The organism is Pseudomonas sp. MMS21 TM103, assembly GCF_022132145.1.
Lineage (GTDB): Bacteria > Pseudomonadota > Gammaproteobacteria > Pseudomonadales > Pseudomonadaceae > Aquipseudomonas.
The window spans coordinates 197,416-213,361 of the sequence record NZ_JAJISP010000005.1; the positions used below are offsets into that span (position 1 = coordinate 197,416).

Annotated in this window: 15 protein-coding genes; 7 read left to right on the forward strand and 8 right to left on the reverse strand. The window is 64.3% G+C overall.

Features of this window, described 5'->3' with window-relative positions:
* Positions 1–40 precede the first annotated feature (40 nt).
* From astB to LJY18_RS16390, 7 genes are all read right to left on the reverse strand, one after another.
* Positions 41–1,387, reverse strand: coding sequence for an N-succinylarginine dihydrolase (gene astB, locus LJY18_RS16360; RefSeq protein ID WP_238042860.1), 1,347 nt, complete (start codon positions 1,385–1,387; stop codon positions 41–43).
* A complete protein-coding gene (gene astD, locus LJY18_RS16365) occupies positions 1,387–2,850 on the reverse strand; it encodes a succinylglutamate-semialdehyde dehydrogenase (RefSeq protein ID WP_238042861.1) in 1,464 nt (487 codons plus the stop codon). Before astD ends, astB begins: the two co-directional genes overlap by 1 nt.
* 96 nt (positions 2,851–2,946) lie before the next feature.
* Entirely contained in the window at positions 2,947–3,963 is a 1,017-nt protein-coding gene (gene astA / locus LJY18_RS16370) for an arginine N-succinyltransferase (RefSeq protein WP_238042862.1), read from the reverse strand.
* An 11-nt stretch (positions 3,964–3,974) separates the two neighbouring features.
* Positions 3,975–4,991 carry an arginine/ornithine succinyltransferase subunit alpha gene (aruF, locus tag LJY18_RS16375; protein ID WP_238042863.1) on the reverse strand — a complete coding sequence of 339 codons (1,017 nt, stop codon included), beginning with the start codon at positions 4,989–4,991 and terminating at the stop codon, positions 3,975–3,977.
* Between the two features lie 181 nt (positions 4,992–5,172).
* Entirely contained in the window at positions 5,173–6,393 is a 1,221-nt protein-coding gene (locus LJY18_RS16380; protein WP_238042864.1) for an aspartate aminotransferase family protein, read from the reverse strand.
* A gap of 416 nt (positions 6,394–6,809) precedes the next feature.
* Positions 6,810–8,012, reverse strand: a complete 1,203-nt coding sequence (locus tag LJY18_RS16385; RefSeq protein WP_238042865.1) for a patatin-like phospholipase family protein — start codon at positions 8,010–8,012, stop codon at positions 6,810–6,812.
* Between the two features lie 66 nt (positions 8,013–8,078).
* Positions 8,079–9,008 carry a lipid A biosynthesis lauroyl acyltransferase gene (locus LJY18_RS16390; protein ID WP_238042866.1) on the reverse strand — a complete coding sequence of 310 codons (930 nt, stop codon included), beginning with the start codon at positions 9,006–9,008 and terminating at the stop codon, positions 8,079–8,081.
* Positions 9,009–9,563: 555 nt separating this feature from the next.
* Between LJY18_RS16390 and minC the strand changes: the two genes are divergently transcribed.
* From minC to LJY18_RS16430, 7 genes are all read left to right on the forward strand, one after another.
* Positions 9,564–10,304: a septum site-determining protein MinC gene (gene minC / locus LJY18_RS16400; protein ID WP_238042867.1), complete on the forward strand. Its 741-nt coding sequence runs from the start codon at positions 9,564–9,566 to the stop codon at positions 10,302–10,304.
* 100 nt (positions 10,305–10,404) lie between these two features.
* The gene (gene minD / locus LJY18_RS16405; RefSeq protein WP_238042868.1) at positions 10,405–11,217 is read left to right on the forward strand and encodes a septum site-determining protein MinD; all 813 of its coding nucleotides are present in this window, start codon (positions 10,405–10,407) and stop codon (positions 11,215–11,217) included.
* Positions 11,217–11,471: a cell division topological specificity factor MinE gene (gene minE, locus LJY18_RS16410; RefSeq protein ID WP_238042869.1), complete on the forward strand. Its 255-nt coding sequence runs from the start codon at positions 11,217–11,219 to the stop codon at positions 11,469–11,471. The genes minD and minE overlap by 1 nt, the downstream gene beginning before the upstream one ends.
* 95 nt (positions 11,472–11,566) lie before the next feature.
* On the forward strand, positions 11,567–12,202 hold the full coding sequence (locus tag LJY18_RS16415) for an RluA family pseudouridine synthase (RefSeq protein ID WP_238042870.1): 636 nt from the start codon (positions 11,567–11,569) through the stop codon (positions 12,200–12,202).
* A gap of 236 nt (positions 12,203–12,438) precedes the next feature.
* A complete protein-coding gene (locus LJY18_RS16420) occupies positions 12,439–12,891 on the forward strand; it encodes an Hsp20/alpha crystallin family protein (RefSeq protein WP_238042871.1) in 453 nt (150 codons plus the stop codon).
* A 50-nt stretch (positions 12,892–12,941) separates the two neighbouring features.
* On the forward strand, positions 12,942–13,319 hold the full coding sequence (locus LJY18_RS16425; RefSeq protein WP_238042872.1) for an Hsp20/alpha crystallin family protein: 378 nt from the start codon (positions 12,942–12,944) through the stop codon (positions 13,317–13,319).
* Positions 13,320–13,380: 61 nt separating this feature from the next.
* Positions 13,381–13,887 (forward strand): Hsp20/alpha crystallin family protein, encoded by a 507-nt coding sequence (locus LJY18_RS16430; RefSeq protein ID WP_238042873.1) that lies wholly within the window; start codon positions 13,381–13,383, stop codon positions 13,885–13,887.
* Between the two features lie 254 nt (positions 13,888–14,141).
* Here LJY18_RS16430 and LJY18_RS16435 read toward each other — a convergent pair whose 3' ends face one another.
* Positions 14,142–15,746 (reverse strand): ATP-binding protein, encoded by a 1,605-nt coding sequence (locus tag LJY18_RS16435; RefSeq protein ID WP_238042874.1) that lies wholly within the window; start codon positions 15,744–15,746, stop codon positions 14,142–14,144.
* Positions 15,747–15,946: the final 200 nt, after the last annotated feature.

A 15,946-nucleotide genomic window follows, 5' to 3' on the forward strand; every position in this document is an offset into this window, starting at 1 on the left:
AGAACGCCAAGCGTGCGCTTGAGGCTGGTCGCTTGCCTGCTCAGTTCAATTGGAAAGGATAAACCGCGCCCAGTTTAAGGATCTGGGTCAATTCATCCAATGCCGTGCGGCATTCAATCAGCAATTGCGGATCGGCCAATTCGTTCTCGCTGAGGCTGTCGCGGTAGTGCTTGTCGACCCAGACGTTGAGCGTGTCGTACAGCTGCGGGGTCATGATCACCCCCGGGTTCACCGCCGCCAGCTCATTGTCCTTGAGCGCCACGCGCAGACGCAGGCAGGCCGGGCCGCCACCGTTCTGCATGCTTTGCTTGAGATCGAACACCTTGATCTCGCGAATCGGCCCGCTGCCGCTGGTGAGCTGCTGCAGGTAATTCCACACATTGGCGTTGTTGCGGCACTCCTCCGGCACGATCAGCAACATGCCGCCAGCGGCGCGTGACAACAGCTGGCTGTTGAACAGGTAGGACTTCACCGCATCCTCGACCGTGACAGCATCGCGCGGTACGCACACCGCCTGCAGGTTGCCGCCCCGACGAGCGAGTTTGTCGCCCAGCTCGGCCAGCACCTTGTCGGTCTCGAGGAAGGCGTCCTGGTGATAGAACAGCACTTCGCCGTTACCCACCGCGATCACGTCGTTGTGGAATACACCCTGATCGATCACCGCCGGGTTCTGCTGAGCATAGACCACCCCGGCCTCGCTCAACCCGTGCAGGCGCACCACGGCCTGCGAGGCTTCCAGGGTCTGCCGCGCCGGGTAGCGTTGCGGCGCCGGGTAGCGGCTGTCGAAGGCGCTGCGACCGAACACGAAGAACTCCACCCCGGCTTCGCCGTAACCGTTACAGAAGCGCGTGTGGTTGGCCGCGCCCTCGTCGCCGAACTGGGTGACCGCCGGCAGCGCCGGGTGATGGGCGAAATGCTGCTGGTTGGCGAACATGGCGCCGAGCACGCGGCTGGTGGTCGGGTGCTCGATGCTGCGGTGAAACTTGCAATTGAGGTTGGCAGCGGTGAAGTGCACCCGGCCATCGGCCGTATCGGCGCTGGGGCTGACGGTGCAGGCGTTGGCCGTCCACATGCTCGAGGCCGAGCAACTGGCGACCAGCAGCGGCATGGCTTCTTTTGCCGCCCGCTGGATGACCTGGGCATCGCTGCCGGTAAAGCCGAGGCGGCGCAGCACCGCGACATCCGGACGCTCCTGCGGAGCCAGCACGCCCTGCTTGAAGCCCATCTCCATCAGCGCCTTCATTTTCGCCAGACCTTGCTTGGCGGCCTCTTTCGGGTTGGAGGCGGCCTGACTGTTGCTCTGCGAAGCGACGTTGCCGTAGGACAGGCCACCGTAGTTGTGGGTCGGGCCGACCAAACCGTCGAAATTCATCTCATACGCGGACATTACAGGCTTACTCCTGGGGTCAGGGTGGCGGGCAGGCTCAGGCTTTCACATTCCAGCGAGGCCACCGGATAGGCGCAGTAGTCTGCCGCGTAGTAAGCACTGGCGCGGTGGTTGCCGGATGCACCGATGCCACCGAACGGCGCCGTGCTGGCGGCGCCGGTCAGCTGCTTGTTCCAGTTGACGATGCCGGCGCGGCTGTGTAGCCAGAACTGCTTGTATCGCGCGCTGGAGTCCGACAGCAAACCGGCGGCCAGACCGAACTGGGTGTTATTGGCCTCGGCGATCGCGCCTTCGAAATCGGCATAGCGGATGACCTGCAGCAGCGGGCCGAAGAACTCTTCGTCCGCTCGCTCGGCCACCGCGGTCACATCGATAATGCCTGGAGTGAGCAAGGCGGCGCCGGGCAGCGGCTGGGTCATCGCCAGCAGCGCCGTGGCCCCCTTGCCGAGCAACTGCTGCTGGGCCTGCAGCAGGTGTTCAGCTGCCGCCAGGGAAATCACCGAGCCCATGAAGGGGGCCGGCTGGTCGTCATAACGGCCGACCTTGAGCTGCCCGGCGACCTGAACCAGGCGCGCGAGCAAGGCATCGCCCCACTCGCCCAGCGGCACCAGCAGACGCCGCGCGCAGGTGCAACGCTGGCCGGCGGAGATGAAGGCCGACTGCACGATGGTGTACACCGCCGCATCGACATCGGCGACCTGATCGACGATCAGCGGGTTGTTGCCGCCCATTTCCAGGGCGAGGATCTTGTCCGGGCGTCCGGCGAACTGGCTGTGCAGCAGATTGCCGGTACGGCTTGAGCCGGTGAAGAACAAGCCGTCGATGCCGGGATTGCCGGCCAGGGCCACGCCGGTTTCCCGCGCGCCCTGCAGCAGGTTGAGCACGCCCGCCGGCAGACCGGCTTCGATCCAGCACTTGAGCGTCAGTTCGGCGACTTTCGGCGTCAACTCGCTGGGTTTGAACAGCACGCAGTTGCCCGCCAGCAACGCCGGCACTATATGGCCGTTGGGCAGGTGACCAGGGAAGTTGTAGGGGCCGAACACCGCCACCACGCCATGCGGCTTGTGCCGCAGCACCGCGGTGGCGTCGCCCAGCGGGCCACTCTTCTCGCCGGTGCGTTCGCGATAGCTTTGGATCGAGATGGCGACCTTGTTGGCCATGCTGGTCACCTCGGTGGCCGACTCCCACAGCGGCTTGCCGGTTTCCTCGCCAATCGCCTGAGCCAGCTCGTCGGCATGCGCCTTGAGGGCCACGGCGAAGCGCTCCAGCACGGCGATGCGCCCGTCCAGGGAGTACGCAGCCCAGCCTGGGAATGCCGCGCGGGCGGCCTGCACGGCCGCCTCGACCTGGGCGGCAGAAGCCGCCTGGCCACGCCAGACCACGGCCTGAGTGACCGGATTCAACGATTCCAGGGCTTCGCCCTGACCAAGCTGCCAGCTACCGGCGATGTAATGAGTGCTCATCTTGTTGTATCACTCCCAGCAATTTCATGACCGGCGTTGCGCCGGGTGCACTATTCGAGCGAACGGCCCGGATCAGCTCCAGGCGGTTCGGGGTATTCAGCCGCGGGCCGACAGCGGTACCGCTCTGACCTGATCACCAACCGACAACTGCAAACGCTTGGCGGTCAACGGATCGACCACCAGGGTGCCGGCGGCCAGGCGGGCGGCGCCGACGGTAATACGGCAGTCTTCGCGCTTGCGGTTGTGAATCAGGAAGCTGGTGGCGTCATCGCCGGGCGTGCCGATGGCCAGTACCAGTGCCTGACTGTCGCGCACCGCACGGATTTTCGCGGTTTCAGCCTCGATGGCCGGGCCGGCGTCGAAGATGTCGACATAGCCCTGGTAACTGAAGCCTTCGCCCTTGAGCATGGCCAGCGCCGGCTCGGTATCCGGGTGAACACGGCCGATGATGTTGCGCGCATCTTCGGAGAGAAAGCAGGTGTAGAGCGGGAACTTGGGCATCAACTCGGCGATGAAGGCCTTGTTGCCGACCCCGGTCAGGTAGTCCGCCTGGCTGAACTCCATCTTGAAGAAGTGTCGCCCCAGGCTTTCCCAGAACGGCGAGCGCCCCTGTTCGTCTGACATGCCGCGCATCTCGGCGATCACCTTGTCGCCGAACAACTCGCGGAACTCGGCGATGAACAGCATGCGCGCCTTGGACAACAGACGACCATTGAGCCCCGTGCGGTGATCGGCACGCAGAAACAGCGAGCACAGCTCGGAGTTGCCGGTCAGGTCGTTGGCCAGAAACAGGGTGGGAATCTGCCGGTGAATATTCAGTTCCTGCGAGGCGCTGACGGTCAGCCCCACACGGTAGTTGTACCAGGGCTCACGCATACCGACCGCGCCGGCCACGGCGGAAATACCCACCACCTGGCCCGCGTCGTTCTCCAGCACGAACAGATAGTCGGCATCGGCACGTTCGGCCTTGCCGGTGAAGGTCTTCTCCGCCCAGCCGACGCGGTGCGCCAGGCGCTCCTCGTTGGCTGGCAGGGTGGTCAAGCCGGCGCCGGTAGTGCGCGCCAGATCAATCAGGGCCGGAAGATCGGCTGTGCGAACGGGACGAACGATCATGCGCTAACTCCTTAAACCGCAACCAGACGCACGCTGGCGCCCTCGCCGACGCCGAGGGCTTCGGCAGCTTCAAGACTGAGGGTGACCGGCTTGCCAGGCACCCAATCCAGATCCGCGACAATCGCGCGGAAGTCCTGCAGCAGGCCATTGCTGACCAGATACGGACGCCCTCCCTGGATCGGCTCGCCGATCCTGACCGGCACCACGCGGCTCTGGGCAATGGAGCGAATCCCCGAGGTCCGTGCATGCAAGGTCGGCCCGCCGTCGAAAATATCGATGTAATGGTCGGTCTCGAAGCCTTCGCGCATCAGGATGTCGAAGGTCACCTGCGCCCGCGGATGCACCTGACCCATGGCCTCCTGCGCTGCATCGGGCAGCAACGGCACGTAGATCGGGTAATGCGGCATCAATTCGGCGAGAAAGGTCCGGCTCTTCAAGCCGCACAGGCGCTCGGCCTCGGCGTAATTCATGTCGAAGAAATTGCGCCCCACGGCATCCCAGAACGGCGAATCGCCGTGCTCGTCGCTGTGGCCGACAATCTCCACCACCACCGCATCGGCGAAGCGCTCCGGATGATTGGCGACGAACAACAAGCGCGCCCGCGAGTTCAGCTCGGACCAGATGCTGCCCACCAACGGCCGCTCGACGTAAAAACTGGTCAGCAGGCTGTTACCGGTCAGGTCATGGCACAGCGAGAGCACATGGATCTTGTTGTGGATCTTCAGCTCACGGGAGTTGTGCACGAAGGTTTCATTGCGAAAGCTGTAGAAGGGTTCGGAATAGCCGGCCGAGGCGACAATCCCGGAGCAGCCGAGCAGGTGTCCGCTGTCGCTGTCTTCGAGGACGAAGAAATAGCTCTCTTCGCCATTGAAGCTCACCTCGGCGGCCAGCGAGGCCTCCGACGCCGCGATCTTGTCGCGCAGGCGACCGGCATCATCCGGCAGCGAAGTCACACCAACCGGGCTGTCCGCGGCGAGACGCTGCACTTCATTCAGGTCGGCCATTTGCGCGGGGCGCATCACCAGCATGGTGTCACTCCTTTCTCAATAAAAATCCCAGGCCGCTCAGCGCGAACCGCCTGGAAAAACCGTAACCCGAAGGCCACAGCACACACGGAGACAGTCATCCCTGGAAAGTAGCTCGGCTTATCCATAAGCCGAGCAAGCGCAGCCGTGGCGACCGCAAGGGGGTCGCCGCCGGACTGTCGACTCAGGCTTGCGTCAGCTGGACCAGCGCACGCTCGAAGCGGGCCAGGCCTTCTTCGATATCAACATCTTCCACCACCAGGCTCGGGGCGAAACGCACCACGTCGGGACCGGCTTGCAGCACCATCACGCCTTGCGCCACGGCGGCATCGAGAATCACCTTGGCCTTGCCTTTCCAGGCATCGGTCAGTACCGCGCCGATCAACAGACCGAGGCCGCGCACCTGACTGAACACGCCGTACTGCTCACCGAGCCGCTCCAGCGTGGTCGTGAAGCGCTGCTGCTTGGCTTTCACCCCAGCCAGCACTTGCGGGGTGTTGATCACGTCGATCACCGCCTCGGCCACCGCACAGGCCAGCGGGTTGCCGCCGTAGGTGGTGCCATGGGTGCCAACCACCAGGTGCTTGGCCAGCGCCTCGGTGGTGAGCATGGCGCCGATCGGGAAACCACCGCCCAGGCTCTTGGCGCTGGAGAGGATGTCCGGTGTCACGCCGAAATGCTGGTAGGCGAACAGCGAGCCGCTGCGGCCCATGCCGGTCTGCACTTCGTCGAAGATCAGCATCGCATCGTGCTGGTCGCACAGCTCGCGGGCCGCCTGCAGGTAGGCCAGGTCGGCCGGCAATACGCCGCCCTCACCCTGAATCGGCTCCAGCACCACGGCGCAGGTCTTGGCGGAAACCGCGGCTTTCAGCGCCTCGATATCGTTGTACGGCACATGGCTGATGCCCTGGATCTTCGGCCCGAAACCATCGGAATACTTGGGTTGCCCGCCAACACTCACGGTAAACAGGGTGCGCCCGTGAAAACTGTTGGTCGCCGAGATGATTTCGTACTTCTCTTCGCCGAACTTGTCGAACGCCACCCGCCGGGCCAGCTTGAAGGCGGCCTCGTTGGCTTCGGCGCCGGAGTTGCAGAAGAACACCCGCTCGGCAAAGGTGGCGTCGACCAGCTTGTGCGCTAGGCGCAGGGCCGGCTCGTTGGTGAACACGTTGGAAATGTGCCACAGGGTGTTGGCCTGCTCGGTCAACGCGGCGACCAGGGCCGGATGGCAATGGCCCAGGGCATTCACGGCGATGCCGCCGGTGAAGTCGATCAGCTCGCGACCACTTTGATCCCAGACTCGGGAACCCGCGCCGCGCACCGGAATGAAGCTGGCCGGGGCGTAGTTGGGAACCATGACTTGGTCGAAATCGGCGCGTTGCACCGGATCGTGCTGAACGGACATCGGAACTCTCCTGACGAGTAACACCTGCATTGAATGGCAGGCGATGGGAAGGATTGTAGGGATTGATTCGGGCCTGGCATTGCCGCCATGCGACAACTTCTTATAGCGCCAACCCGAGGAAAACCGCAGCTTTCGCAAATGCGACAGAAAGCGTCGGGAAGGCGCAGTTTAAATGCTGTTCGCCCCACACGCGTACAACTTGCGCAATTTCCCCACAAGCTGACCGACCAGTTTTTGCACCTGATTCAACGCAGCGCGGGCCAACAGGTCGGTGAAAAAGGGAGCGTTGCAAAGGCCAGGCGGGGAATCAGCCAGGCAAGCGGCCTGGACTGGCACGTAGCGGGCGAGCGGCACATGAGCATGAATCGTTGCACCCGCCGATGGCCGTGAGCGCGCAGCCGTGTTTCAACGGCCTGCTAAGCCGTGATCGGCTGCCCCTGGGCCACGGGTGGGCGAGCCAGGCCGAGAAAATCGCTCAAGGCGACTTTCTGCGCGATGGCATCCTGATACCCCAGCTCGATCAGCTCGCTGCAATAGCCGGCCTCGAACAGCAGATAGCTGAGTACACCCGCACCACTGACCTTGGTCGCCCCCGGTCCACGCAGGAACAGGCGCACCGCTGCCGGCATCTCATGGCGATGGCGGGCGGCAATCACATCCAGCGGCTGACTCGGCGAGATCACCAGCACCTCCACCGGATTGAGCCCCAGGCCCCGCGGGCGCTGCTCAGGCGGGATCAGCTTGCTCATCAGGTTGAGCCGCTCGAGCAGTTCGATGTCGCCTTCCAGGCTGTCGATAAAGGTGCTGTTGAGCATATGCCCGCCGATTTGCGCCAGGCTCGGCGGCTTGGCAGCCTGTACTGCCCCAATCACAGCATTGCCGTGCTCAGCCTGTGGGTTATGGCTGACGCCAACCACCAACACCCGGTTAGCGCCCAGGTGCAGGGCCGGACTGATAGGCGCGGACTGGCGCACGGCGCCGTCGCCGAAGTATTCGCGGTTGATCTTCACCGCCGGAAACAGCAGCGGGATGGAAGAGCTGGCCAGTAGATGTTCGACGGACAAACGGGTCGGTACGCCGACCCGGCGATGGCGCATCCAGGGGTCGATGGTGGCGCGCCCCTGATAGAAGGTCACGGCATGCTCGGACTCGTAGCCGAAGGCCGTCACCGCCACGGCACGCAACTGGCGCTGGCGAACTGCGGCCGCGATTCCGGAGAAATCCAGTTCGCGCCGGATCAGTTCGCCCAGCGGCGAACTGTCGAGTAGCGCCACCGGCACCTCCCTACCCAGGCCGAGCAAGCTGTGACCGATGAAGCGGGCGGCCTGACGCAGCACCCCCAGCCAGTCGCTGCGATACACCTGATGCGCATGAAAACCCTGCCAGACAGCGGTCAGCCGGCGAACCGCGTCACCAAAATGCAAGGCCCCGCACGCCAGGCCGACCGCATTGATCGCCCCCGCCGAGGTCCCGACGATCACCGGAAAGGGATTCTGCGCGGGATCCGGCAGCAAATCTGCAATCGCCGCCAGCACTCCGACCTGATAAGCCGCCCGCGCGCCACCACCAGTGAGAATCAGCCCGGTTACCGGCTCGTTGGAGGGGGTGTCGGCTGTCATAGGGCGTTCCGAAAGTCCGTTTGATGGGCTGGCCGGGGCGCACCACGCCACGGGCCACTCAGGCGCCTAACCGCGGCGCTTCTGGTACATCTTCGCCTCACCGGCCGGGCGCGTCTTGAAACGCCGGTGCGCCCACAGGTACTGCTCAGGCTGCTGACGAATCGCCGCTTCGATCCACTGATTGACCCGCAAACAGTCGGCTTCCTCGCTCTCCCCGGGAAAATCAGCCAGCGGCGGGTGCACCACCACCTTATAGCCGGAGCCATCGGCCAGTCGTGTCTGGGTGAAGGGAATCACCCGCGCCCGGCCCAGGCGAGCGAACTTGCTGGTCGCCGTCACCGTCGCGGCCGGCACGCCAAACAGCGGCACGAACACACTGCGCTGCGCGCCATAGTCCTGATCCGGCGCGTACCAGACCACCTGGCCGGTGCGCAGCAACTTGAGCATGCCACGCACATCGTCACGCTCGATCACGCCCTGCAGCCGCTGCTCGCGCCCCCGGCGCTGGATATAGTCGAACAATGGATTCTTGTGCTCGCGGTACATGCCATACATGTGCTGACGCATGCCCAGCAGACCGCCGCCCATTTCCAGGGTGGTGAAATGCAGGGCCATCAGCAGCACACCCTGCCCTTCGGCCTCGGCCGCACGCAAATGCTCCAGCCCCTCGACCTGCCCCAACCTGGCCAGCCGCGCCGCCGGCCACCACCAACTGATCGCCATCTCGAAGAAGGTCATGCCGGTCGAGGCGAAATTTTCCCGCAACAAGCTGGCGAGCTCATCGGCCGACAGCTCGGGGAAGCACAGCTCCAGGTTGCGCGCGGCGATCTGCCGGCGCGAACGCGCCAGGTGAAACATCAAGCCACCAAGCCGACGCCCCAGCCACATCAACACCCGGTAAGGCAGCAACGAAACCAGCCACAGCGCACCGAGCCCCAGCCACAGCAGCCAAAAGCGCGGATGGAGGAAGTAGGCACGAAAACGAGGACGATCCACGGATGATTCCACACAAGCGACAAAGGCCGGCATTCTACAGGACTCGGCCCGGCTTGCGATCCATCGGCGTCAGACTGCCCGCTAGCGCCGCGAGGCGCGTGCCCCACATGAATGGGGGCAATGCCGCAAGCCCGCCTTCAGGGGAGCGCGACCCGTGCGATCCAGGACGCATCTTGTTGCGCCGATGGCTCCCCAGGTACTGCTCGGAATAGCCCGCGATCGCCCGATCGACCCACCGATTGATCAACAGGCTGTCGGCCTCCCCGCTGGCTGCCGGAAACCGGCACATCGGCGCACCCAGCGTAGGCCCAACACGAGCGACACCCGGCAAGGCAACTGCACGATCACCCGCAACAGAGCCAGCCCCCGCCACAACAGCTAGAAACGCGGATGCAGGAAATAGGCACGAAAACGAGGACGGTCCATGGCGCATTTCGCACAAACGACAACGCGCGGCATTTTATAGGCTCCCAGACGCGGCTTGCAGCCCAGCGGGGTTATCGCTATAAGTCCGGGCTACTTTCGTCACGACCGACAAGGCGTATCAGGCAGACCATGAGCCAAGCCGATCTACTCGAGCAAGACCCCGTATTCCAGCTCAAGGGCAGCATGCTGGCCATCACCGTGATGGAACTGGCGCACAACGACCTCGAGCGCCTCGACCAGCAACTGGCGGCGAAAGTCGCCCAGGCGCCGAATTTCTTCAGCAATACCCCGCTGGTGTTGGCCCTGGACAAGCTGCCGGAAGGCGAAGGCAGCCTCGACCTGGCGGCGCTGATGGCCGTATGCCGTAACCATGGCCTGCGCACCCTGGCCGTGCGCGCCAATCGTGAAGACGACATCGCCGCCGCCGGCGCCCTGGATTTGCCGGTGCTGCCGCCCTCCGGCGCCCGCGAGCGTCCAGTCGATCCGACGGGCGGTAGCGCCACGCCAAAAAAACCGGAAAAGCCCGCAGAGCCCGAGGTCAGGCCGAGCAAGATCATCACCAGCCCGGTGCGCGGCGGCCAGCAGGTCTACGCTCAGGGCGGCGACCTGATCGTCCTCGCGCCGGTCAGCTCCGGCGCGGAACTTCTCGCCGATGGCAACATCCATGTTTACGCGCCCATGCGCGGTCGCGCCCTGGCTGGCATCAAGGGCAACACCAAGGCACGCATCTTCTGTCAGCAAATGGGTGCGGAATTACTGTCCATCGCCGGTCAATACAAGGTCGCCGAAGACCTGCGCCGTGACCCTTTATGGGGCGAGCCGGTACAAGTCAGCTTGTCGGGTGACGTGTTGAACATCACCCGCCTTTAACGGATACTGCCGCCAATTTTCAGGGACATAACAAAGGCATCTGGAAGCCGCATATGGCTGTCGGATTCCCGTCTTTCTTCACATTTTGGGGTGAATCACCTTGGCCAAGATCCTCGTAGTCACTTCCGGCAAGGGTGGCGTGGGTAAAACCACCACCAGCGCCGCCATCGGTACCGGCCTCGCCCTGCGCGGGCACAAGACTGTCATCGTCGACTTCGACGTCGGCTTGCGTAACCTCGACCTGATCATGGGCTGCGAACGTCGCGTGGTGTATGACTTCGTCAACGTGGTCAACGGCGAAGCCACGCTGAAGCAGGCGTTGATCAAGGACAAGCGCCTGGAAAACCTCTACGTGCTGGCCGCCAGCCAGACCCGCGACAAAGACGCGCTGACCGAAGAAGGCGTGGAAAAGGTCATCGAGGAACTGCGCAAAGATTTCGAATACGTGGTCTGCGACTCGCCGGCCGGTATCGAGAAAGGCGCGCACCTGGCGATGTACTTCGCCGATGAGGCGATTGTCGTGACCAACCCCGAGGTTTCCTCGGTGCGCGACTCCGACCGCATGCTCGGCCTGCTGGCGAGCAAATCGCGCCGCGCCGTGAAAGGCGAAGAGCCGATCAAGGAGCACCTGCTGCTGACTCGCTACAACCCCGAGCGCGTGACCCGTGGCGAAATGCTCGGCGTGGAAGACGTCGAGGAAATCCTCGCCATCCGCCTGCTCGGTGTGATCCCGGAATCGCAAGCGGTGCTGAAAGCCTCCAACCAGGGCGTACCGGTCATTCTCGATGACCAAAGCGACGCCGGTCAGGCCTACAGCGATGCCGTCGACCGTCTGCTCGGCAAGGAAGTTACCCATCGCTTTCTCGATGTGCAGAAGAAAGGACTCATGCAACGCCTGTTTGGAGCTCGCTAATGAATATTTTTGACTTCTTTCGTGAACGCAAAAAGGAACCTACTGCGTCCATTGCGAAAGAGCGTCTGCAGATCATCGTCGCCCACGAGCGCGGCCAGCGCAGCCAGCCGGATTACCTGCCGGCCCTGCAGCAGGAACTGGTCGAGGTGATTCGCAAGTACGTCAATATCGACTCGGATCAAGTGCAGGTCGCCCTGGAAAGCCAAGGCAGCTGCTCGATCCTGGAACTCAACATCACCCTGCCGGATCGCTGATCGGCACGCTGTAGGGGCCAACTGGCCCTACAGAGATACCCACTGCACACAGAATCGGCGACCTCGGTCGCCGATTGCGTTTCCCGGAAGCCCCCATGCCGCTCAGCCAAATCGAAATTATCCACCAGGACGCCGCCCTGCTGGTGATCAACAAGCCCACCCTGCTGCTCTCGGTGCCCGGCCGTGCCGAGGACAACAAGGATTGCCTGGTCACCCGCCTGCAGGACAACGGCTTTCCGGAAGCGCGCATCGTCCATCGCCTGGACTGGGAAACCTCGGGCATCATCGTCCTCGCGCGCGACGTCGACAGTCACCGCGAGCTGTCGCGCCAGTTTCATGACCGCGAAACCGAAAAAGCCTACATCGCCCTGTGCTGGGGCCAGCCCGAGCAGGACAGCGGCAGCATTGACCTGCCGCTGCGCTACGACCCGCCGACCAAGCCGCGACATGTGGTCGACCATGAGCAGGGCAAACACGCCCTGACCCACTGGCGCGTGCTCGAGCGCTGTGGCGATTACTGCCGGGTCGAACTGACCCCGATCACCGGCCGCTCGCACCAGCTGCGCGTGCACATGCTGTCGATCGGCCACCCGCTGCTCGGCGATGCCCTCTATGCCCCGCCCCAGGCCCTGGCCGCCTACCCGCGCCTGTGCCTGCACGCCTGCATGCTCGGCCTGAGCCACCCGCAAAGCGGCGAACGCCTACGCTTCGACTGCCCCGCGCCGTTCTAGCGACCAGCGCCACACAGGCAGCCCGAAGGCAATCCGGGCTGCCTGTCCGCGCAGGCAGGAGCAGGATCGCCACCCGGCGCAACGCTTATTACCTGCCGGCAGATCATTCGATAACGTTCTTAAACAGGCTCTTGAAGCCGCAGCCGAACGCCAACATATAAGCAGTAGCGGGGCTTGAGGCCCGGCCTTGAGCACCGCAAACAAGTCTCTGGTCAATACACCACAGGAGGTTTGCGATGTACGAGTCCCTGCTTAACTTCCCCGGCGGACTGCTCGCCGAGTTCGAACGGCTGCAGCAGGAGCTACAGCAAGAGTTTGCCAATCCGGGACGAGCGGGCAGCATTCGCGCGCTGGCCAGCGGCGCCTTCCCGGCGCTCAACGTCGGCAGCAGCCCTTCGGCAATCGAGATCTATGCCTTCGCCCCGGGTCTCGACGCGAGCAAGCTGGATGTGCAGATCCACCAGGGCCTGCTGTCGATCAGCGGCGAGCGCGAGAGCGCCCTGCCACAAGACAACGGCACCCTGTCGACCTATGCCAACGAACGTTTCGCCGGCCGCTTCAAGCGCACCGTCAGCCTGCCCAGCGATGCCGACCCGGACAAGGTCCAGGCGCAGTACCGCAACGGCGTGCTGCACATCACGGTGGCGCGCCAGGAATCGGCACAACCGAAACGCATCAACATCCAGTGACCTGGCCGTCACACCCAAGCCACGAATCTGTCTCGATGGAGGAAACCGCGATGAACGAGAAACAAGTAGTCCGCCGCAGCGAATCCGAGGAAGAGCTGCAGACGCTGTTGCCGCAAGTGGATGTCTTCGAAGACAAGGACGGCATCCTGCTGCTCGTCGACATGCCGGGCGTGCCCAAGGACAAGCTCGAACTGCGGATCGACAACAACACCCTGCTGATCGAAGGCAACATTGCCCCCGACACCCCGGAAAACATGGAAGCGGTGTATGCCGAGGTGCGCCTGTCGCGCTACCGCCGGGCCTTCAGCCTGAGCAGCGACCTGGATACCGCGCGGATCGACGCGCAGCTGCGCGATGGCGTGCTCAACCTGCGCATCCCCAAGCATGCCCATGCGCAACCGCGCAAGATCGAGGTCAAAGTCGCCTGAACCGCTTGAGCGGCCGCCCCCCGTTGCAGCGCGCGGCCGCTCGCAACCCGGAGATCACCCCATGGAAAAGTTCACCGAACTGAAACACAGCCTGGAGGAAACCTGGCACTCGCTCGGCGATGACTGGCGCCACCTGCGCGAGCGTGCCAGCGGCGCCCTGACCCGCTTCACTCCGCTGGCCAAGAACCACAAGGCGCCGGAAACAACCCCGACATCCGCCGAATTCCCCTCGGCCAACTGGGCCTTGCTGGCCGGCGACCTGTTCGAGGACAACGACAAGTTCGTGGTACGCCTCGAAGTGCCTGGCCTGGACAAGCAGGACCTGGATATCGAAGTGCGCAGCGACATGCTGATCGTGCGCGGCGAGAAACGCTATGAACAGGAGTCCAGCAGCGGCCAGTACCGTATCCGCCAATGCGCCTTCGGCAGCTTCCACCGCAGCATCCCGCTGACGGCGCCGGTACTGGCCGACAAAGCCTCGGCCAGCTACCGCAACGGCGTACTGCGCATCGAACTGCCCAAGACGGAACAGGCCAGCGGCCGGCGCCTCGAAGTACGCGGCGACTGACCCGCCAACAACGCATCGCGCCGGGGTACGGAACGCCGCCCGGGTCCTCCTACAAGAGAAGAGCAACGGACAGCGCATTCCCTGTAGGAGGGCCGCGCCCGTTCCTGACGGGCTTGCGGCATTTCCCACATCCATGTGGGTCACGCACCCCGCGGCGATGGCGGACAACGTCCGCCCACAAGCACAGGCACCGCGCCGACCTGCACCTGAGGCCGGCAGCCCGAATCAACCCCGGGTAATCCGGCGCATGTCACTCACGCCTGCTGGCGCGGCCATACCAGGCTGAACTTTGCCCCACCCAGGGCTTCGCTGTGGCTGATCTGGGCGCGGCCGCCGTGCCAGTAGATGATCCGGCGCACGATCGACAGGCCCAGACCATGCCCGCCGGAGGCGCGGGTCCGGCTGTCGTCCAGGCGCAGGAAGGGGTTGAAGATGCGTTCCCAGGCGTCATCCGGCACCCCGGGGCCGTCATCCTCGACATCCACGCGGCAGCGCTGCTGGCCGACCTGGTAACTCACCCGCACCCGCGATTCGGCGTGACGCATGGCGTTGCTCACCAGGTTCTGCAGGGCGCGGTGCAGGTAGCGCAATTCCGCCTCGACCAGCGCCCCGCTGCCATCCAGGGCGTCCAGTGCCGGGCCGCGCTCGACCCGCACGCCGGCGCGCAGCGGCGCCAGTTCGTCGATCACCTGGTCGATCAACTGGCCGAGATTGACCTGCTGGAAGTTCAGCGCCGGCGCGCCCTGTTCCAGGCGCGCGTAGGTCAGCATCTCGTCGACCAGCTTGTCGAGGTCCTGGATATCGCTGTCCATGCCGTCCATGTATTTGCGCCGCGCCACTTCGCTCTCGGCATCGCCGATCATCTCCAGGCCGAAGCGCAGGCGCGCCACCGGCGTGCGCAGCTCATGGGACACGGCGCGCACCATCTCGCGCTGAATGTTCAGGGAGCGCTGCAAGTGCTCGGCCATGGCATTGAAGGCCGCCGCCAGCCGTCCCACCGAATCCGTGCCGCGGCTGGGCACCCGCGCATCCAGGTTGCCACTGGCGATGCGGGTGGCGGCGCCCTCCAGATCGCCCAGGCGCTGCTCCAGTCGCCGCACCAGTAGATAGACGGTCAAGCCGATCAGGCTCAGGCCCAGCGCCCCGATCAACACCAGCAGCTGCGGCGGGTAGGGGCTCATCTGATACAGCGGGCCGATTTCCAGCACCCAGGATGAACCGGCGATGCCGGAGAACACATGAATACTGTCGCCGCCCTTGCCCAGCGCCATCACGGTATCGCCCTCCTCCACCCGCCGGCGCTGGTCGATGTCCAGGTTCGCCTGCTCGAGGCTGACCAGGTGCAGATCGAACCCGAACTGCTTGGCCTCCTTGAGCTCGGCCAGGCGCTGCGGCTGCTCGCTCAGCGGATAACGGATCAGCTCGTCGATCAGCAGAAAAACCGTCGCCCGCGCCAGCTGTTCGCTGATCTGCTGCACCTCGCCGGTCAGCAGCAGTTGCTGCTGTTCATCGAGCTGGCTATAGACGGTCGCCGCATGCGGGCCGGTTTGCCGCACCAGCACCTGGCCGCGCATCAGACGCTTGCGCTCACCGCCATCGAGCGGGGCCTCGGCCACCGGCTGAAGGGTCAGCGGGATGCCCAGCAGGCGCGACCACAGCACCACGGAGCGCCGCCGCTCGAGCTCGCTCATCGGCGCCAAGTTGTCGGCCATCAGGCGGAAGGTGCCACGCGCCAGGCGCTCGCGGTATTGCTCCGAGCGCACCTCGTTGACCAGGTGCAGGGTGCCGACGCCGAGCAGCGCCACCAACACCAGCACCGCCAGCATGCCGGCATAGATGCGCAGAAAGATCGAATTCATAGTTGGGGTCTGTTGAGGCTTAGTCGCGAGCCGCGTTGCTGCGCAACCCAATGGGCCGGGCCGGTTATCGCCCGGTGCTGCGTTATTCGTCGTTCATTGGCAATGACCACAAAAACCCCTGGAGCTTTTTTTCGCGCAAGCCCCGAAGGGGTGAAGCACATGGATGTGCTGAACAAACTTCTCTCCTCATGCCTTGCCCG